Genomic DNA, 18,211 nt, shown 5'->3' with positions numbered 1-18,211 from the left:
TTGCGAACAGATATGGGGTGGGCGGGACATCATCGCGCGAACTCGGGAAACAGACCCGAGGGGGGTCTGTATTCCGGGCCGCGCGAGGACACCTGTCGGTTCATCGCATGCCCGAGTCGATTCGTTACGCGCTGAATTGAGTGACCTGCGCCACGCTACGGCCGGGCAACCGGATCCGGCGCGGATCCGTCCGCCCTCCGCATCAGTCCGTTTTGCGGGCCTCGATCAGGAAGCGGGCGGTGTGCGCGACGAACGGGCCGTCGCGCTCGATCCGTTCGTGCAGCTCGCGCAGGCGGTCCCGGTACTGCCCGACCGTGAAGCCGGGCACCATCCAGATCACCTTCCGCAGGAAGTAGATCACGGCTCCGATGTCGTGGAACTCGGTGCGCAGCCGCTCCGAGCGCAGGTCGAGGACTTCCAGACCCGCCTTCGTGGCGTCGGCGACCGCGTCGTCGGGATGCCGGGCGCGCCGGACGTCCTCGGGCTGGGGTCCGAGAAAAAATTCGACGAGTTCGAAGACGCTCGCCGGGCCGACCTGCTGCGAGAGATACGTTCCGCCGGGGGTCAGCACCCGGGCGATCTCGTCCCACCAGATGGTCACCGGGTGCCGGCTGGTCACCAGCTCGAAGGCCTCGTCGCCGAAGGGCAGCGGCGGCTCGTCGGCGTCCGCGACCACCACCGCGCCCAGCGGGTGGAGCAGCCGTGTCGCCCGCTGGACATTGGGCGGCCAGGACTCCGTGGCCACCGTCAGGGGTGGCAGGGACCCGGCCCCGGCGAGGACCTCACCGCCGCCGGTCTGGATGTCCAGGGCGGACCGGACCCGGGCCAGGCGCTCGGCCATCAGGCGCTGGTACCCCCAGGAAGGACGCTGCTCGGTGGCCCGCCCGTCGAGCCAGGAGAAGTCCCAGCCGTCCACGGACACGGATTCGGCCTCGGCGACAAGGTGGTCGAAAGTACGCGTCATACATTGATCGTCGCAGGTCGGGCGCCGGGCGGCCACCGCTTTGGTCGACTACAGTGGTCGCCGGGCCGTGACTGGCGTTCGGGTGGATCACCACCGGGGAGCGGCCCGGCGCAGCCGAGCACCTCCCGCTGCGTCGACTGCCGCGCGCCTGGGCGAACCTCGATCCGCGCACCGCAGCGACGTTCAGGAGACCCCGTGACGACTGCCCAGAACGCCCCCGCCGCTCCTGCCGCCGGCACCGCCCGGCTGATGGACGGCACCGCCCTCGCCCGCCGCGTCTCGGAGCGGACCGCCGACCTCGCGGCGAAGATCACCCAGCGCACCGGCACCGCGCCCTGCCTCGCGACCGTGCTGGTCGGCGAGGACCCCGCCTCCGTCACCTACGTCCGCATGAAGCAGAACCGCTGCGCGAAGGCCGGGATCACCTCGCGCCACGTGGAGCTGCCGGCCGCGACCACCACCGAGGAGCTGGTCGCGGCGATCACGGCGCTGTCCGAGGACCCGGAGATCAGCGGCATCCTGCTCCAGCACCCCGTCCCGCACCACATCGACGAGCGCGCCGCCTTCGAGGCCATCGCCCCCGGGAAGGACGTGGACGGGGTCACCATGCACTCCTTCGCGGCCATGGGCTTCGGCCTGCCCGGCTTCGTCTCCTGTACCCCGGGCGGCATCATGCGCCTGCTCGCCGAGTACGACGTGGACCTCACCGGCAAGCACGCCGTGGTCGTCGGCCGCAGCGCGATCCTGGGCAAGCCGGCCGGGATGCTGCTCCTGGAGCAGAACGCCACGGTCACCTACTGCCACTCCCGCACCCAGGACCTCGCCTCGATCGTGCGCCAGGCGGACGTGCTGGTCGCCGCCGTCGGCAAGGCCGAGTTCATCCGGGGCGAGGACATCAAGCCGGGCGCGGTGGTCCTGGACGCCGGCTACAACGAGGGCAACGTCGGCGACGTCCACTTCGCGTCGGCGGCGGCCCGGGCCTCGCTGATCACCCCCGTGCCGGGCGGTGTCGGCCCGATGACCATCGCCGTCCTGCTGGAGCAGACCGTCCGGGCCGCGGCCGCGCAGGCCGGACTGGACCTCGCCGAGCTCTGATCCGCACCGCCTGCACGGTGCGCCCCGGACTCCGGTCCGGGGCGCAGCCGTCTCCGGGCCCCGCCGCTCATCTGGCCTGTCCGACGGGGTCGGCCGGGCCGACCGGATCGGCTGCCGGGCCGGTGGGGGCGGCGCCGCCCCCACCCCCGCCGCCGGAGCCGGTGGTGGGGGCGGTGCCCGTGCCGGGCGCCGGGTCGAGCCCGGCGACGGCCCGCTCCGCGGCCGTGAGCGGCGGAGCCTTCAGGGCGCCCCGGTCGGAGGCGCGCATCACGTGCCAGACCACGGAGGGGCGGAGCCAGTGGGTGGGCTCGATGCTCATGGTGAGGACGTTGAGCAGGGCGGCGGTGAGGGCCTCGTCGGTGGTGGCTCCCGTCATCAGGCGGTTGACGTAGCCGTTGAGCACGTTGGTGCCGGCGCGCGGCTTCATCCCGGTGGCACCCGGATAGAGGATGTCCTGCGAGGTGGCGAGCTCCCAGGCGGTGGCGACCTGGGGTGCGATCGTGCGCTGGGCCTCACGGCCGATCCCGGGATGGGCCAGCCCCTTGGCCCGCAGCAGGGCGCGTACGGCGAGCAGCCCCTGGGCGGCGACCGTCATGCCCTGCCCGTACAGGGGATTGAAGGTGGCGACGGAGTCACCGACGGCGAAGAACCCGTCGGGCAGCTCGGCCTTCTCGAAGTAGATCCGCCGGTTGGCGGTGCCCTGGGTGACGGCGACGTCCGTGAGGGGGGTGCGGTGCTCCAGGAGCTCACCGACGATCGGGTCGCGGACGGACCGGGCGAACGGGATGAAAGCGTCGGGGTCGCCCGTCGGCTGGCCGCCGCGGGTGCCGGACAGGGTCGCCTGCCACTGGCCGTTCTCGATGGGCACGATCGTGGCGGTCTGCCCGGGCACGGGCACCCGCGGGTCGGACTGCACGTTGACGATGGGGAAGCCCATCTCGTGCGCACCGGCGGGGGCCTCGAAGATCCGGGTCGCGTAGACCAGTCCGGAGTCGACCTCGGCCTGCCGGATGCCGCTCACCCCGAGTGCCTGGAGCCAGGTGCGGGCCCGCGATCCGCGGCCGCTGGCGTCGACCACGAGGTCGGCCGTCACCAGCAGGTCCGCCTCCTCGGGGGTGTCGACCCGGACGCCGGTGACCCGGGCCGCGTTGCCCTCCAGGCCGCGGACCCGGCTCCGCTGGAGGGTGGACACCCCGGGGAGGCCGGTCACCCGGGCGCGGACCACGGAGTCGAGCAGGTCGCGGCTGCAGGAGATGTTGAACTGCTTCTCCCCGCAGCGGGGTATCCATCCCTGGGCGGTCTTGGTGACCAGGTCGGTGGGCAGGCTGCGGCGGATGGCGCCGGCCTTGGTCCAGTCGTCGGTGATGCCGGGCAGGATCCGCTCGATGGCCCGGGCGCCGCCGGACCACAGCAGGTGGGTGTGGCGGGCCTGCGGGAGCCCGCGGCGCGGCGCCGGCCCTTCGGGCAGCGGGTCGGCGTCGATGACGGTGACCGCGGCGTGCTCGGCGAGGACAGCGGCCGCGAGGAGGCCGGCCAGGCTGCCGCCGATGACGACGGCGTGGCGGGGCGGTGAGGACAGGTTCATCGTGGCGTGCTCTCTGTCAGGGCCGTGCTGAGGGCATCGGCGTGAGGATGCGGCGACTGGCTGGGGCTGGTCACGGCGTGGCACGGGGCTTCCCCAGCCGAGTGCGGCCGTGACGCGTCCGGTCGCATCGGGGAACTGTCGCTCCCGGGGCGACGGCGGGCAGAGGCACGGGGCGCCGCCGAGGCACCGGCCGAAGCCCTCGGCCCGGATGTCCGCCGGATCCCCCTGAGCAGCGCGGGAGGCGCCCGGCGCCCCGGCGGGCTTCCCGGCATCGGCCGGGGCCGCCGCAGGTGCGCCGTCCAGCCGTTCGGAGTCCGGTTCGCGCGCGGCCCGTGTGGTCCTCATGGCGTTTCTCCCCCGGCGGTGTCCGTGGTCGGCGTCCCGCCCGTCGTCCCCGGAGTTCCGAGCTGCCCCTCGCGTGCGAGGAGGTCGTCCAGGTGGTCGGCGAGCGACTTCCAACCCTGGGGCGACAGCCGGCCGGCCCGCGCGACGATGCTGCGCACGTCGTGGGCGCGCAGCACGGCCAGCATCGGGTTCTCCCGTTCCCGTTCCACGTACTCCAGTTCGCCTTCGATCAGCCTGAGGGCCGTGGCGAGGGCCTCGGTGTCGTCGGCGAGCAGGAACCCGCCGTCGACGCCGTAGAAGCGCTGGATCCCGGCCGCCGCGGCGAGGTTCGGCAGGCCCTCGCCCTGGGCGAGACGGGTCAGCGACTGCCCCGACGCGTCGAAGGACCTGGCGATGGCCGTCAGTGAGTGGGGCTGGCCGTCCTCCCGGGGCCGGGTGCGCCGCAGGTGTTCGAACCGCTGGTGGACCTGCTCCTTCAGGGGGAGCCGGGGCGGTCTGCCGTCGAGGGTCTGCCGGATGGCCCGGGGCGTGATGCCGGTCAGGTACGAGAGGTGTTCGAGATCGTCGCCGCCGTCCGAGACGGTCCCGGCGGACAGGGCGAGGGCCCGCTCCACCGCGCTCTTGCAGTCGGCCAGCAGGTAGCCGGCGTAGACGCCGAAGAACCGCTGCACGCCCGCCGCATGCCCCATCCGCAACAGCCCGGTCCCCGCGTTGAGCGGTCCGAGAGAGGCTCCGGGGGCGCCGAAGTCGTGGGCGATGGCGGCGAGCGGCCATTCTCGGCCGTGCTTGTCCAGACGGGTGGCGCGCAGCAGCCGGAAGCGCTGGTGCACGCGCTGCTCCAGCGGCACTTCGGGGGCCGTACCCGCCATCACGCCCGGAACGCGCCGGACGTCGACGCCGGAGAGGTGGCTCAGCCGTCCTGTCGCCAGCACGTCGCCGGGATCCCGGCCGCACCGCTCGGCGAGCGCCGCGACACGCCGCCGGATCGCGTCGAGGTCGGGTCGTGCGGTGGCTCGCACCGGCGGATTCTCCATATGTCGACAAGGCGTTCGAGTGGATCGGGCTGCGTGAAGCCTAGCCCCCCGCCTCGGGCCGAAGGACGGGAACCCCAATGTTTCCTGCCGCCCGCCTCAAAATCCGTTGGCATGACCTCACAGGTAATCGACCGCCTTCGGGGGCCGCGGCACAGTGGGCGCATCGGGTCCCGGGGCCGCGCACTCGGTCCCGGGATCCGGCGCACCGCCCGGCCGTTCGACCTCGACGGAGGCTGATTCCCCATGTCCACGACCCTGCTCGCCGGCTTCGCCCGTACTTCCGTGCCGCAGCTCGCGCTGCGTCGCTTCCTCGCTCTCGACGCCGTCGTCACCACCGCCAACGGCCTCGCCTACGTCGCCTTCAGCACGCCGCTGGGACGGCTGCTCGGGGTTGGGCAGGAGCTGCTCCTGGTCCTCGGCCTCGTGCTCGTGCTGTACGGCGCCGCGGTCGGATGGCTGGCGTCGCGCAGGCGGCCCCCGGCGCCCGCCGTGAAGGCCGTCGTCGAGACCAACTACGCCTGGGCCGCACTGAGTCTGCTGGCCCTCGCCTGGTGGTCCTCGCCGACCGTCGCCGGGACCGTCTGGATCCCGGTGCAGGCCCTGACCGTCGCCGGCTTCGCCGTGCTCCAGCAGCTCGCCCTGCGCTCAGTCGCCGAGTGAGCGCAGGTACTTCACCGTCGCCGGGTCGGCCGGGAGCATCGTCTCGATGGCGAGCTCGGCGACGGTCACGTCCATCGGCGTGTTGAAGGTCGCGATGGACGACACGAAGGACAGCAGGTGGCCGTCGTGCTCGATGACCAATGGGAGCGCGATGGGCGCAACCGGCGCCTCCGGTTCGCCGTCGCCGGGGCGTTCGACCACCGGATAGGAGCGGACCTCCTCGTACAGCGCGCGCAACGGCTCGGAGCGGACGAGTGCGATCTGGCGCTCCATTTGGGCGAGCAGGTGCCCGCGCCACTGCCTGAGGTTGCGGATCCGCGGGGCCAGTCCCTCGGGGTGCAGGGTGATCCGCATCGCGTTCAGCGGCGGCGTCAGCAGGTGGTCCGGCAGACCGTCCAGCAGCATCATGATGCCCCGGTTGGCGGCGACGACCTCGTACGTGGCGTTCACGACCAGCGCCGGACAGGGCTCGTATCCGGTGAGCAGCCGCTCGATGCCCTCGCGCAGGGTTTCCATCGACGGGTCGTCCAGCGCGGTCTGCGCGAAGCGCGGGGCGTACCCCGCGGCGAGCAGCAGGGAGTTGCGCTCACGCATCGGGACGTCGAGGTGGTCGGCGAGTCGCAGCACCATCTCCTCGCTCGGCCGGGAGCGGCCCGTCTCGATGAAGCTGATGTGCCGGGACGAGGAGTCGGCGCGCCCCGCCAGCTCCAGCTGGCTGAGGCCGCGCCGCACCCGCCAGGTGCGCAGCAGGGCGCCGACCGAGGACGTCGAGGTGGTCATGGCCCCGACGGTAGCCGAGCCCGCAGGGCCGTGGGCCCCGGCGCGATCAGCCGACATCGAAGACGTTGCGCAGGCCGAGGCGGTGGCGCCACAGGTCGTGCCGTTTGGCGGACTCCAACTCCGGCGCCCGGTACAGCGGCCGGACGGTGCACCGCCGCGCGGTCGAACCGTCCCGGTCCAGCAGGCTGTTGACGGCCGCGCGGGCGGAGGCATTGGCGCCCTCCATCGTCGCGAGGTCGATGTCGACCGCGACGTAGTCCCCACTGAGGAAGAAGTTCGGTACCCGGGTACCCGCGCTCGGCCGGTTGCCGAGGGTGCCGACCGGGTGGATCAGCAGTTCGTCCTCGTTGGTGGGGTTCGGGGTGCCGAGCCCGTCCACGCCGGGATCCAGGAACCACGAGTGCAGCTTCGCGTCGGACAGCGGGCTCCTGCCGGTGTCGCCCAGGGAGGCCTTCAGCTGTGCCCACACCTCGCGGGCCACCTCCTCGCGGGTGCACTGCTTGGCCGTCTTCCCGTACAGGATCCCCGGCTTGTCCCACTCCGAGATGTCCACCGACAGGCAGTCGACCGCCGTCCCGTCGCCGTAGTCGGCGGGGAAGTCCCGCGACGGCCAGTGCTCCGCCTGCTGGATCGCCGTCAGCGACCACGGGGAATCGATGCAGTTGAGGTGGCCGTGTACCAGCGGCGCCCGCTCCGTGAGGTAGAACTGGATGCCGGTCATCCAATCGGTCCGGAGCTTGTCGCAGCGCCCCAGCATCGGATCGGCGGCCCGCAACGCCGTGCTCCAGGTGCGCCGCGCGTGCTCGACGGGCAGTGCGCTCACGTAGTGGTCGGCGGTCACGACACGCCGCACGCCGTCCGGGCCCTCGACCGCGACCCCGCTCACCCGGCCGTCGTCGCACCTCACTTCCCGCACCGTCCATCCGATCCTGAACTCCACGCCGAGGGAGCGCAGATGGGCCTCCCACGGGTCGATCCACGCCTCGTTCGTCGGCAGGTTGAGGATCCGGTCGGGCGGGCCGTCCGCCCCGCGGCCCAGCAGGTTGAAGACGAACGCCTCGCCGAGAGTGCCGACGGTGCGGGTGGAGGCCTCCTCCGCCTTGGTCGCCACGATGTTGCGGGTGACGCCGACCGCCAGGATGCGCTGGTACTCGTACGACATCCGTGCCGCCCGGGTGAACTCCCACCACGGGGTGTTCTCCCAGACCTCGGTGCGCCGCTCGTCGCAGCTGGTGAGGAAGACCAGCACCCGGTCGACGAAGTACGCCGTCTCGTGCGGCGGCAGCCGGACCGCGGTCTGCAGGAGGCCGGAGAGGGCGCGCCGCACCTCCTGCGGCGCGAGGGCGGCGGGGGAGTGGCCCGGCCAGGGGATGGGGCCGCGTAGGTCCTCGCGCCCCCCGGAGCGGGCGAACATCATCTCCGGCGGGGCCACCAGGTTGTCCCAGACGCCGTTCGCGTTGCCGGGGAAGGGGATGCGGCGCAGGGTGTCGGGCAGGTTGTGGTAGATGCCCGGGATGAAGCGGAAGCCGTGTTCCGCGGGCAGCGGCCTGCGTCCCCCGCGGGCGCTGCCCGGCACGTCCATGCTGCGGGCCTTGCCGCCGAGCGCCCGGCGCTCGTAGACGGTGACGGCGTAACCGCGCTCGGCGAGCTCGTGCGCCGCGGTCAGGCCCGCCACCCCGCCGCCGAGGACGGCCACCTGCCGGCCGCCCGGCAAGGGCGCCGCCGCCGGGGCGGCCACCGGAGCCGCCGCGGCCGGCACGGCCTGGGCCGACAGGGCCGCGCCGGCCGCGCCCGCGATGAACCTGCGCCTGGAACTTCCGGTGCCGACCATGCCGCACGCCCCTTCGTTACCGCCGGTAACATTCGCGTCCGGCGCAGGATCCTAGGCGGCGCACGCCAGGGGTGGAAGGCGCAGAAGTACCCGAGCGCACTATGGCGCGAAAGGTTCGATCCGGGGTGCACTGTGGGAACCTTGACTACACGTCATGGAAAAAGGAGCCGGGTGCATGCCGAGTGAACCGCTGTCGCAGAAGGAGATCGAGGACCGGCTGAGGGAACTCCCCGGCTGGGCCTTCGAGAACGACCGGATCATCCGAACCTACCGACTGGGCACGCACTTCGCGGCGAGCGCCTTGGTCGCCCACATCGCCTCCGTGCAGGAGGAGTTGAACCACCACTCCGACCTGACGCTCGGATACAACACCGTGCGGCTCTCCGTGAACAGCCACGACGCCGGAGGCGTGGTGACCGAGACCGACTTCGCCCTCGCCGAGCGCGTCGAGTCCCTCGCCCCGGCCCACGGCGCGAGCTGATGACCACGCGCACACCAGCTGCGAAACCCCTGCTCGACTACGACGCCGAGGCCGAGTTCTACGACGCCTCCCGCGGCGGCACCCCCCGAGCGGCGGCCGCCGCGGCGGCCGTCCTCAGTCTGCTCCCGGCCGACGCGGGCACCCTCCTCGACCTCGGCTGTGGCACGGGCATCGTCACCACCCGCCTCACGCGCCCCGGACTGCGCGTCCTGGGCGCTGACGCCTCCCGCGGCATGGCCGCCGCCGCGCTGCGCCGCGGTGTCCCCGTGGCCCTCGCCGACGCCGTCCGGCTTCCCGTGCGCTCGGGCGCGCTGGACGCGGTGAGCGCCGTGTGGCTGCTGCACCTGCTGCGGGAACCCGGGCTGGTGCCCGCGGTGATCGCCGAGGCGGCCAGGGTGCTGCGGCCCGGTGGGGTCCTCGTCGCCACCGTGGACAAGGACTCCGCCCACGACGTCGGCAGCGACATCGACGCCGTGTTCGCCGCACACCTGACCCCGACCCCCTCGGACGCCTCCGGCGAGGTCGAGGCCCACGCGGCCCGTGCGGGGCTGCGCCCCGGCGGTGAGGCCCGCTTCACCGGCCACGGCCAGGGCCGCACCCCGCACGGCTCCGCGCAGGCCCTGCTCGCGGGGCGGTACGCGTCACGCATCGTGCCGCGCGGCATCACCGCCGCGGAGCTGGCGGCCCGGCTGGAGCTGCTGCCCGACCAGGACACCCCGCGCCCGGAGCCGACGTACCGCCTGCGGAGCTTCGTACGGATCTGACGGCCCGGCCGGGCCGTCGCTCACGCCGGCTCCAGCCGCCACCACTGTGAGGGGGAGTCGGTGTCCCGCCCTGCCGGACCCGGCCCTCGGCGTCCGCCTCCAGCGGCAGGCCGCTGATGCAGGCGATCAAGGACACCGCCCCGGGGGCGTCCAGGTGCTCCTCGACGATCCACTCCTGCGCACCGAAGGCATTGGCCCGCCACACCTGCACGCGGGCGCCGCTCTCCGTCGACGCGTTCGCCACGTCCAGGCGCCGTTCGTTGTCCGCGCTCACCACGTGGAAGATCCCGCCGCCGCTGTGCACGGGCGCGATCAGCCACCGGCGGGCGGCCGCCGGAGCGGGCGGCCCGTCCGGGCCGACCCGCACCCGTGAGGCGCCCTCCAGCTGGAGCACCAGTCCGCTGTCCGCGTTGCGGATCCGATAGGTCCCCTCGGGAAGGTTCACCAGGGCGCCCTCACACGTCGAATTCGGCCGGGTCCGGGCCGATCCGGCGGCCCGCCGCGCCCGCCCCCAGGGCGTCCAGCGCGGCCATCTCGGCCGCGTCCAGCTCGAAGCCGAAGACGTCCAGGTTCTCCCGGATGCGGGCGGGGGTCACGGACTTCGGGATCACGACGTTCCCGTGCTGAAGGTGCCAGCGCAGCACCACCTGCGCGGCGCTGCGGCCGTGCGCCTCGGCGATCGCGGTGACGGCCGGCAGCGCGAGGAGCTCCTTGCCCTGGCCGAGTGGGGACCAGGCCTCGGTGACGATCCCGCGCGCCGCGTGCTCGGCGCGCAGTGCTGCCTGCGGGTGCAGCGGGTGCAGCTCGACCTGGTTGACGGCCGGCACCAGGTCGCTCTCGGCGGCGATCCGGTCCAGGTCCTGTGGGCGGAAGTTCGACACGCCGACCGCAGCGGCCCGGCCGCTCGCGGCGATCTCCTCGAAGGCCTTCCAGATGGCGACGAAGTCGTCGCGCATCGGGCGCGGCCAGTGGATCAGGTACAGGTCGACGTGGTCGAGGCCCAGCCTGGCGAGGGAGTCGTCGAAGGCGCGCAGCACCGCGTCGCGGTCCCACGTCTGCTTCGGGCCGTTCCACAGCTTCGTGGTGACGAACAGTTCCGCGCGCGGCAGCCCGGAAGCGGCGACGGCCCGGCCCGTGCCCTGCTCGTTGCCGTAGACGGCGGCCGTGTCGATGCTGCGGTAGCCGGCCTCCAGTGCGGTCCCCACGGCGCGCTCCGCCTCCGCGTCCGGCACCTGCCAGACACCGAAGCCGAGCTGGGGCATGGAGGTGCCGTTGTTGAGCTTGATGGCCGGGACCTGGTTCACGTCGGGTCGTTCCCTCGCGTCGGCGCGTTGGTGCGCGGTGGTACAGCGTCGTACGAGGGGCGACAACCGGCCCCTCGTACGACGTATTCCCGCCACCAGGGCCATGTCGCTCAGGGCGCCCCGATGTACCCCTCCCGTACCAGCGGGTCCGTCCGTACCCCGGCCGCCGCACCACGGCCGCGCTCCGCTCGGGGCCCGCGGTTCACGTTCGGTAGAGCGCGTCGACCTCCTTCTCGTACGCCTTCTCGATCGCCCGCCGCTTGAGCTTGAGCGAAGGGGTCAACAGCCCCCGCTCCTCGGTGAACTGCTCGGCGAGCACCCTGAAGGTGCGGATCGCCTCCGCCTGCGAGACCAGGGTGTTGGCGGCCACCACCGCCCGGCGCACCTCCGCCGCCAGCTCAGGGTCGCTCACCAGGTCCGCGGCCGGCATCTGCGGTCTGCCGCGCATCGACAGCCAGTGCGCTATCCCCTCCATGTCCAAGGTGAGCAGCGCCGCGATGTACGGCCGGTCGTTGCCGACCAGCACGCACTGCGCCACCAGCGGATGCGAGCGGACCCGTTCCTCCAGCGCCGCCGGAGCGACGCTCTTGCCGTTGGACGTCACCAGGATGTCCTTCTTGCGGCCGGTGATGGTCAGGTAGCCGTCCTCGTCCAGCCGTCCCAGGTCCCCGGTCGCCAGCCAGCCGCCCCGCAGCACCTCATCCGTCGCACGCGGGTCGCCCAGGTAGCCGGAGAAGACATGCCCGCCGTGCAGCCAGACCTCCCCGTCGTCCGCGATGTACACCGTGCTGCCCGGGATCGGCCGGCCGACCGTCCCGTACTTCGTCGCCTCCGGTGGGTTCGCCGTGGCGGCCGCGCAGGACTCGGTCAGCCCGTACCCCTCGAACACCCTGATCCCGGCGCCGTCGAAGAACAGCCCGAGGCGGCGTGACATCGCCGACCCGCCCGACATCGCGTACCGCACCCGTCCGCCCATCCCTTCGCGGACCTTCGCGTAGACGAGCTTTTCGAAGAGCCGGTGCTCCATGCGCAGCGCGGCCGAGGGGCCCGGCCCGGTGCCGAATGCCTTCCGTTCGCGCGCTTCCGCGTACCGTACGGCCGTCTCCACGGCCCGGTCGAAGGGCCCCGTGCGCCCCTCCGCCTCCGCCGTGCGGCGGGCTGCCGCGAAGACCTTCTCGAAGACGTACGGGACGCCGAGCACGAACGTCGGCCGGAACGCCGCGAGGTCCGGCATCAGCTCGGCCGCCGCCAGCAGCGGCTGGTGCCCGAGCTTGACCCGCGCCCGGACGGCCGCCACCTCCACCATCCGCCCGAAGACATGGGCCAGCGGCAGGAAGAGCAGGGTCGACGGCGGTTCGCCCTGCCTGCCCCGGAACACCGACTCCCAACGGGCCACCAGGGTGTCGGTCTCGTACGCGAAGTTCGCGTGCGTGAGCACACATCCCTTGGGGCGGCCGGTGGTTCCCGAGGTGTAGATCACGGTGGCCGTCGCGTCGGGCGTCACCGCGCCGCGGTGGCGGTGCACGACGTCCTCGGCGACCGAGCGGCCGTCGGCGACGAGCGCGTCCACCGCCCCGGCATCCAGCTGCCACAGCCGCCTGAGGTGGGGGAGCCGGTCGATGACCGACCCCACCGTCATGGCCTGGTCCTCGTTCTCCACCACACAGGCCGTGCAGTCGGTGTCGTGGAGGATCCAGCGCACCTGCTCGGTGGAGGACGTCGGGTAGACGGGGACGGGCTGGGCACCGATCGCCCACAGGGCGAAGTCGAAGAGCGTGAACTCGTAGCGGGTCCGGGACATGAGCGCCACCCGGTCCCCGAAACGCACCCCCTGGGCCAGCAGCCCCCTGGCGAGCGCCAGCACCTCGGCGGCCAGCTCGCCGGAGGTCACGTCCCGCCAGATTCCCTCGGTCTTCCGGCCCATGACCACCCGGTCGGGCTCCTCCCGGGCGTGCTGGAAGACGATGTCGGCCAGCCCGCCGACGGGCGTGCTCGTGACGATCGGTGGGACGGTGATCTCGCGCAAGGCCCCGCTCCTCTCCGCGCGCCGCGGTGAACGTACCTCAGCGTCAAGGGGGGTTGATCGGCGTTCGGATACCTCCACAAGACCTCCCCAGCGATCACGCCGTTCACGCCGCTGACGTGCGGATCGCAGCGCGCGGGCGGATCGGTGCGCGCCCGCCCGCCGCTGCGGCCCGCCGGCGCGGGTCAGTCGGTGCGGGTGGGCCGGTGCGGGTGAGTCGGTGCGGGTCAACCGGTGCGGGTGAGCCGGTCCGCGCCCGCGAGGACCGCCGCAGCCAGCGCCTCGGCCGCGGGTGACGCGCGCGGCCCGCGCAGCAGCGCGAACTCCACCGGCCCGAGCTCGGGCAGCCCGCCGACCCGCACCAGGCCCGGCGGGATCAGCCCCCGCGTGTGTGCCATCACGCCCAGCCCGGCCCGGGCCGCCGCGACCAGACCGCTCAGGCTGCCGCTCGTACACGCGATCCGCCACGCCCGGCCGTCCCGTTCGAGTACCTCCAGGGCGCGCGCCCGGGTGATGCCCGGCGGCGGGAACACGATCAGCGGAACCGGCCGCTCGGGATCCACCCGCAGCCCCTTCGCACCGATCCACACCATCCGGTCCCGCCAGACCAGGCGGCCCCGCTCGTCCCCCGGGCCCCGCCGCTTCGCCAGCACCAGGTCCAGGCGCCCCGCGTCCAGCCGTTCGTGCAACGTGCCCGACAGCTCCACCGACAGCTCCAGGTCCACCTCGGGGTGCTCGTGCCGGAACCGCTCCAGGATCTCCGGAAGCCGCGACAGCACGAAGTCCTCCGAGGCCCCGAACCGCAGGCGCCCCCGCAGTCGCGTTCCCGTGAAGAAGGCCGCCGCCCGCTCGTGCGCCTCCAGGATCGTCCGGGCGAACCCGAGCATCGCCTCCCCGTCCTCCGTCAGCACGACGCTGTGCGTGTCGCGAAGGAACAACGGCCGCCCGGTCGCCTCCTCCAGCCGCCGCACGTGCTGGCTGACCGTGGACTGCCGTACGCCGAGCCGCCCCGCGGCCTGGGTGAAGCTCAGCGTCTGGGCCACCGTGAGGAACGTCCGCAGCTGGATCGGGTCGTACATTCCCCCAGCGTACGCCGGCTCATCGCGATCCGTGATGACAGTGAGAGCGGTGTACGGGTTTCCTGATCACCGGCGGGGCCGGACCATGAAGGGGCACCGTGAAGGGACGCAGAGCACCCCGGTCCCGCCCGCCCCGACAGCAAGTGAGCACCCGCGCATGCGCCGCCCGCACCTCCCCGCCCGGATCCCCCTGGACCCGTACGTCCTGGCCCTGCTCGCCACCGTCGGCCTCGCCGTCCTGCTCCCCGCCCGCGGCGCGGCCGCCCCGGCCGCCGACGCCGCCGCCACCGCCGCCGTCGCCCTCCTCTTCTTCCTCTACGGCGCCCGGCTCTCCACCCGTGAGGCACTTGAGGGGCTGCGGCACTGGCGGCTCCATCTCACGGTGCTGGCCTGCACCTTCCTGCTGTTCCCCGTCCTCGGCCTGGCCCTGCGCGCGCTCACCCCGGGCCTGCTCCCGCCGGCCCTCCAGAGCGGCCTGCTCTTCCTCTGCCTGGTCCCCTCGACCGTCCAGTCCTCCATCGCCTTCACCTCGATCGCCCGCGGCAACGTCCCCGCCGCGATCTGCGCCGGCTCCTTCTCCAGCCTGGCCGGCATCGTGCTGACCCCGCTGCTCGCCGCCGTCCTGCTCGGCGGTCGCACGGGCGGCTTCTCTCCCGACTCCCTCCTCAAGATCACCCTTCAGCTCCTGCTGCCCTTCCTGCTGGGACAGGCCCTGCGCCGCTGGGTCGGCGGCTTCCTCACCCGCCACAGGAAGGCGCTGGGATACGCCGACCGCGGTTCGATCCTGCTCGTCGTCTACGCCGCCTTCAGCGCGGGCGTGGCGGCCGGCGTCTGGCAGCAGGTGAGCCCCCTGCGCCTGGGCGTGCTGATGCTCCTGGAGGCCGTACTGCTCACGGTCATGCTGCTGGCCACCTGGTACGGCGCGGCACGTCTCGGCTTCGGCCGCGAGGACCGCATCGCCGTCCAGTTCGCCGGGTCGAAGAAGAGCCTGGCCGCCGGACTGCCCATGGCCAGCGTGCTGTTCGGGGCCCAGGCCGGCCTCGCCGTGCTCCCGCTGATGCTCTTCCACCAGATGCAGTTGATGGTCTGTGCGGTCCTCGCCCGGCGCCGCGCCCAGGATCCGCGGCCCGCGCTCCCCGCCGACCATGTGGCGGAGGTCTCGCGCGCGGCTTGACCGGCAAGATCCCCGGCCCGGTAACGTGCGGTGGTGACCTGGATACGCCCGCTCGGCGCACATGCCGAACGCCCCTGCACCCTGGTGGTCTGCCGCGGTTGCTGCTGCGGCGACCCCAGCAAGAATCCCGGCTCCGACCACGCCGGCCAGCTCGCCCGGCTGCGCGAGGCCGCGGCGGCCTCCGAGGGCCGCCTGGCCGTCCGTACGAGCGACTGCCTCGGACCGTGCGCCCAGGCCAACGTCATCGTGGTCCAGCCCACCACCGAAGCCCGCCGCCGCGGCGCCCGCGCGGTGTGGTTCGGCTGGGCCCTCGACGACACCGCCACCGACGAGATCATCGCCTGGGCCGAATCCGGAGGCCCCGGCTCCACCCCGCTCCCGGCCACCCTCGACCTCCACCGCATCGACCCGCCGGCCCCGAAACCCGCCGCCTCCGCCCGTCGCGCCCGCCGGACGCGCTGACGGCGCCGCGAGAGCGATCCGGACCCGGAGCGGACGACCGCGGGCCCCCCGCCCGAGGCGACGGACGCGGCGGCAGGGAGGCCGTCGCGGCGCGCCGCTACAGGGTGATCCGCTCCTCGCCCGCGTAGATGTTCATGTCCGGGCCCCGCAGGAAGCCGACCAGGGTCGTGCCCGACTCCAGCGCCAGGTCCACCGCCAGCGAGGACGGCGCGGAAACCGCCGCCAGTACCGGGATCCCCGCCATCACGGCCTTCTGCGCGAGCTCGAAGGAGGCCCGGCCCGACACCAGCAGGACCGCCCCCGCCAGCGGGAGCCGTCCCGCCTGGAGCGCCCGGCCGACGATCTTGTCCACCGCGTTGTGCCGCCCCACGTCCTCGCGCAGGTCGAGCAGTTCGCCCTGCGCCGTGAACAGCCCCGCCGCGTGCAGGCCGCCGGTACGGTCGAAGACCTTCTGGGCCGCGCGGAGCCGGTCCGGGAGCCCGGTGAGGACCTCTGCGGGCACCCGTACCGGATCGGCGGCGACCGCCGGAAAACGGCTCGCCGTCCGCACCGCGTCCAGGCTGGCCTTCCCGCACAGTCCGCACGACGAGGTGGTGTAGACGTTCCGCTCCAGCGTGATGTCCGGCACCGGGACACCTGCGGCCAGTTGCACGTTGACCACGTTGTAGGTGTTCGACCCGTCCTGCGCCGCCCCCTCGCAGTAGGTGACAGCCTGGACGTCGGAGGCCGCGCCGAGCACCCCCTCGCTCACCAGGAAACCCACCGCCAGCGCGAAGTCGTCCCCCGGGGTGCGCATCGTGATGGCCAGCGGCCTGCCGTTGAGTCGTATCTCCAGTGGCTCCTCTGCCACCAGTGTGTCCGGGCGGACACCCGAACTGCCGTTCCGGATCCGTACGACGCGACGGCGTTCGGTGACCCGTCCCATGGTGATCAGCCCGCCCCTTCTGTTCCTCGCCGATGCCCGACGTACTCATTCTCGCGGTTCCGGATCCGACCTGGTCCCGGGCAGGGAGCTCCTCGGGAAGCTCCAAAATCAGGGGCCGGAATCCTGTCGGGTCACACGCACACGTACCCATCAGTAGCAGGCAAAGCTGGGTGATCCTGACTTGCCTACGAGGGGGGACCCCGCCCATGACCGGTTCACGCGTGGTGGCGCTAGGGCACTACCAGCCCGCGAAGGTGCTCACCAACGAGGACCTCGCGGCCATGGTCGACACCGCCGACGAGTGGATCCGCTCCCGCGTCGGCATCCGCACGCGCCACGTCGCGGGCCCGGACGAGCCGGTCGACGAGCTCGCCTACCACGCGGCCGGCAAGGCGCTCGCGGGAGCAGGCCTGACCCCGGACGACATCGACCTCGTGCTGGTCGCCACCTCCACGGCGATCGACCGCTCGCCCAACACGGCCGCACGCGTCGCTGCCAAGCTGGGCATGGGTGCGAGCCCCGCCGTCATGGACATCAACGTCGTCTGCTCGGGCTTCACCCACGCCCTGGCCACCGCGGACCACGCCGTGCGGGCCGGTTCCGCCACCCGCGCCCTGGTCATCGGTGCCGACAAGATGACCGAGATCACCGACTGGGCCGACCGCACCACCTGCGTTCTCACCGGTGACGGAGCGGGCGCGGCCGTCGTCGAGGCCTGCGAGCAGCCGGGCATCGGCCCGGTGCTGTGGGGTTCCGTCCCCGAGATGGGCAACGCGGTCCGCATCGAGGGCTCGCCGCCGGTCTTCGCCCAGGAGGGCCAGTCCGTCTACCGCTGGACCACCAGCCAGCTCCCGCCGCTCGCCCGCAAGGTGTGCGAGAAGGCCGGAGTGGCCCCCGAGGAACTGGCAGCGGTCGTCCTCCACCAGGCGAACCTGCGCATCATCGAGCCGCTCGCCGCCAAGATCGGAGCGGTCAACGCCGTCGTCGCCCGCGACGTCGTCGAATCCGGCAACACCTCGGCGGCCAGCATCCCCATGGCCCTGTCGAAGCTGGTCCAGCGCGGCGAGATCCCCTCCGGTGCCCCGGTGCTCCTCTTCGGGTTCGGCGGCAACCTCTCCTACGCCGGCCAGGTCATCAGCTGCCCGTGAAGCCCTCGGCGGCCGCCCCGCGGGCCGCTCCGAGCCCCGTCGCCGCACGCAAGCCGGGGTTCCCGGCCGGTTCGTGAGCGCCGGGAAGGCGCCGCCCGCGACACCGGGGGCAGGAACGGCGAACCCACCCCGACGCCGGCCGCGGCGAGCGGCGCCGCGGCCGGCGTCGGAGGACGCCAGGCAGACGGTCGAGGACGAGCGCGGCGGCACGAACCCCGCGCACCGGGGCGGAGCGATCCCATGGGCGGCATCGGCATCGGCATCGGCAGCATGCGCCGGACGGTCCGTCCGGCGACCGCCGCGAGACGCTCCGTCCCGCACGCCCCTCCCGGGCATGCCCGCAGGTCAGCCCGGCGTGGCGGACCGCGGCCGCCCCGATAAGTGGTCGGAGTCCCGCCGATCCTTTGCTATTGTTGTCCCTGTCGCCGCGGGAAACCGGGGCCGACCACCGGTCCGGGTGGCGGAATGGCAGACGCGCTAGCTTGAGGTGCTAGTGCCCTTTATCGGGCGTGGGGGTTCAAGTCCCCCCTCGGACACCAGCAGGAACCCCAATTCAC

General features: G+C 73.1%; 17 protein-coding genes, 1 tRNA gene and 1 riboswitch. Of the genes, 8 read left to right on the top strand and 10 right to left on the bottom strand.

Going from position 1 to position 18,211, the window contains the following annotated elements; all coding sequences use genetic code 11:
* Positions 1-202 precede the first annotated feature (202 nt).
* Complete coding sequence (locus tag AW27_RS05365) at positions 203-964, bottom strand: class I SAM-dependent methyltransferase (protein WP_037915870.1); 762 nt, start codon at positions 962-964, stop codon at positions 203-205.
* 57 nt (positions 965-1,021) lie between these two features.
* Positions 1,022-1,125: riboswitch (ZMP/ZTP riboswitch) on the top strand.
* 88 nt (positions 1,126-1,213) lie between these two features.
* On the opposite strand from AW27_RS05365, the gene AW27_RS05360 reads away from it, so the two are divergent.
* On the top strand, positions 1,214-2,059 hold the full coding sequence (locus AW27_RS05360) for a bifunctional 5,10-methylenetetrahydrofolate dehydrogenase/5,10-methenyltetrahydrofolate cyclohydrolase (RefSeq protein ID WP_037917898.1): 846 nt from the start codon (positions 1,214-1,216) through the stop codon (positions 2,057-2,059).
* A 67-nt stretch (positions 2,060-2,126) separates the two neighbouring features.
* On the opposite strand, the gene AW27_RS05355 is transcribed toward AW27_RS05360, so the two are convergent.
* A complete protein-coding gene (locus tag AW27_RS05355) occupies positions 2,127-3,644 on the bottom strand; it encodes an NAD(P)/FAD-dependent oxidoreductase (protein WP_157840146.1) in 1,518 nt (505 codons plus the stop codon).
* A gap of 341 nt (positions 3,645-3,985) precedes the next feature.
* Positions 3,986-5,008: a hypothetical protein gene (locus AW27_RS05350; RefSeq protein WP_037915872.1), complete on the bottom strand. Its 1,023-nt coding sequence runs from the start codon at positions 5,006-5,008 to the stop codon at positions 3,986-3,988.
* A gap of 258 nt (positions 5,009-5,266) precedes the next feature.
* On the opposite strand from AW27_RS05350, the gene AW27_RS05345 reads away from it, so the two are divergent.
* A complete protein-coding gene (locus AW27_RS05345; RefSeq protein WP_037915875.1) occupies positions 5,267-5,683 on the top strand; it encodes a hypothetical protein in 417 nt (138 codons plus the stop codon).
* Here the strand turns inward: AW27_RS05345 and AW27_RS05340 are convergent.
* Together AW27_RS05340 and AW27_RS05335 are read right to left on the bottom strand one after the other, a co-directional pair.
* A complete protein-coding gene (locus AW27_RS05340; protein WP_037915878.1) occupies positions 5,669-6,463 on the bottom strand; it encodes a helix-turn-helix domain-containing protein in 795 nt (264 codons plus the stop codon). The genes AW27_RS05345 and AW27_RS05340 overlap by 15 nt on opposite strands.
* 46 nt (positions 6,464-6,509) lie before the next feature.
* The gene (locus AW27_RS05335) at positions 6,510-8,294 is read right to left on the bottom strand and encodes a hydroxysqualene dehydroxylase (protein ID WP_037915881.1); all 1,785 of its coding nucleotides are present in this window, start codon (positions 8,292-8,294) and stop codon (positions 6,510-6,512) included.
* A 175-nt stretch (positions 8,295-8,469) separates the two neighbouring features.
* Between AW27_RS05335 and AW27_RS05330 the strand changes: the two genes are divergently transcribed.
* Together AW27_RS05330 and AW27_RS05325 are read left to right on the top strand one after the other, a co-directional pair.
* The gene (locus tag AW27_RS05330) at positions 8,470-8,775 is read left to right on the top strand and encodes a 4a-hydroxytetrahydrobiopterin dehydratase (protein WP_037915884.1); all 306 of its coding nucleotides are present in this window, start codon (positions 8,470-8,472) and stop codon (positions 8,773-8,775) included.
* 29 nt (positions 8,776-8,804) lie between these two features.
* Positions 8,805-9,539, top strand: coding sequence for a class I SAM-dependent methyltransferase (locus AW27_RS05325; protein ID WP_037917904.1), 735 nt, complete (start codon positions 8,805-8,807; stop codon positions 9,537-9,539).
* Here AW27_RS05325 and AW27_RS05320 read toward each other — a convergent pair.
* The 4 genes from AW27_RS05320 to AW27_RS05305 form a co-directional block, all read right to left on the bottom strand.
* Positions 9,439-9,933 carry an RICIN domain-containing protein gene (locus AW27_RS05320; protein WP_370466673.1) on the bottom strand — a complete coding sequence of 165 codons (495 nt, stop codon included), beginning with the start codon at positions 9,931-9,933 and terminating at the stop codon, positions 9,439-9,441. The two genes, AW27_RS05325 and AW27_RS05320, sit on opposite strands and share 101 nt — an antisense overlap.
* A gap of 61 nt (positions 9,934-9,994) precedes the next feature.
* On the bottom strand, positions 9,995-10,843 hold the full coding sequence (locus AW27_RS05315) for an aldo/keto reductase (RefSeq protein ID WP_037915887.1): 849 nt from the start codon (positions 10,841-10,843) through the stop codon (positions 9,995-9,997).
* Between the two features lie 202 nt (positions 10,844-11,045).
* A complete protein-coding gene (locus AW27_RS05310) occupies positions 11,046-12,869 on the bottom strand; it encodes an AMP-dependent synthetase/ligase (RefSeq protein ID WP_052030026.1) in 1,824 nt (607 codons plus the stop codon).
* Positions 12,870-13,093: 224 nt separating this feature from the next.
* A complete protein-coding gene (locus AW27_RS05305) occupies positions 13,094-13,945 on the bottom strand; it encodes a LysR substrate-binding domain-containing protein (RefSeq protein WP_037915890.1) in 852 nt (283 codons plus the stop codon).
* Positions 13,946-14,102: 157 nt separating this feature from the next.
* Between AW27_RS05305 and AW27_RS05300 the strand changes: the two genes are divergently transcribed.
* Both AW27_RS05300 and AW27_RS05295 read left to right on the top strand, forming a co-directional pair.
* Positions 14,103-15,119, top strand: a complete 1,017-nt coding sequence (locus AW27_RS05300) for a bile acid:sodium symporter family protein (protein WP_037915892.1) — start codon at positions 14,103-14,105, stop codon at positions 15,117-15,119.
* A 33-nt stretch (positions 15,120-15,152) separates the two neighbouring features.
* Positions 15,153-15,581 (top strand): hypothetical protein, encoded by a 429-nt coding sequence (locus AW27_RS05295; RefSeq protein WP_106967524.1) that lies wholly within the window; start codon positions 15,153-15,155, stop codon positions 15,579-15,581.
* 97 nt (positions 15,582-15,678) lie between these two features.
* On the opposite strand, the gene fdhD is transcribed toward AW27_RS05295, so the two are convergent.
* Positions 15,679-16,506: a formate dehydrogenase accessory sulfurtransferase FdhD gene (gene fdhD / locus AW27_RS05290; RefSeq protein ID WP_037915895.1), complete on the bottom strand. Its 828-nt coding sequence runs from the start codon at positions 16,504-16,506 to the stop codon at positions 15,679-15,681.
* A gap of 206 nt (positions 16,507-16,712) precedes the next feature.
* Between fdhD and AW27_RS05285 the strand changes: the two genes are divergently transcribed.
* Both AW27_RS05285 and AW27_RS05280 read left to right on the top strand, forming a co-directional pair.
* On the top strand, positions 16,713-17,654 hold the full coding sequence (locus AW27_RS05285) for a beta-ketoacyl-ACP synthase III (RefSeq protein WP_037915898.1): 942 nt from the start codon (positions 16,713-16,715) through the stop codon (positions 17,652-17,654).
* A 451-nt stretch (positions 17,655-18,105) separates the two neighbouring features.
* Positions 18,106-18,193, top strand: a tRNA-Leu gene (locus tag AW27_RS05280).
* Positions 18,194-18,211 lie beyond the last annotated feature (18 nt).

The sequence above is a fragment of the Streptomyces sp. PCS3-D2 genome (genome assembly GCF_000612545.2).
GTDB lineage: Bacteria > Actinomycetota > Actinomycetes > Streptomycetales > Streptomycetaceae > Streptomyces.
The sequence above is the reverse complement of the archived record's forward strand: the minus strand, read 5'-3'. Positions and strand labels throughout refer to the sequence as shown.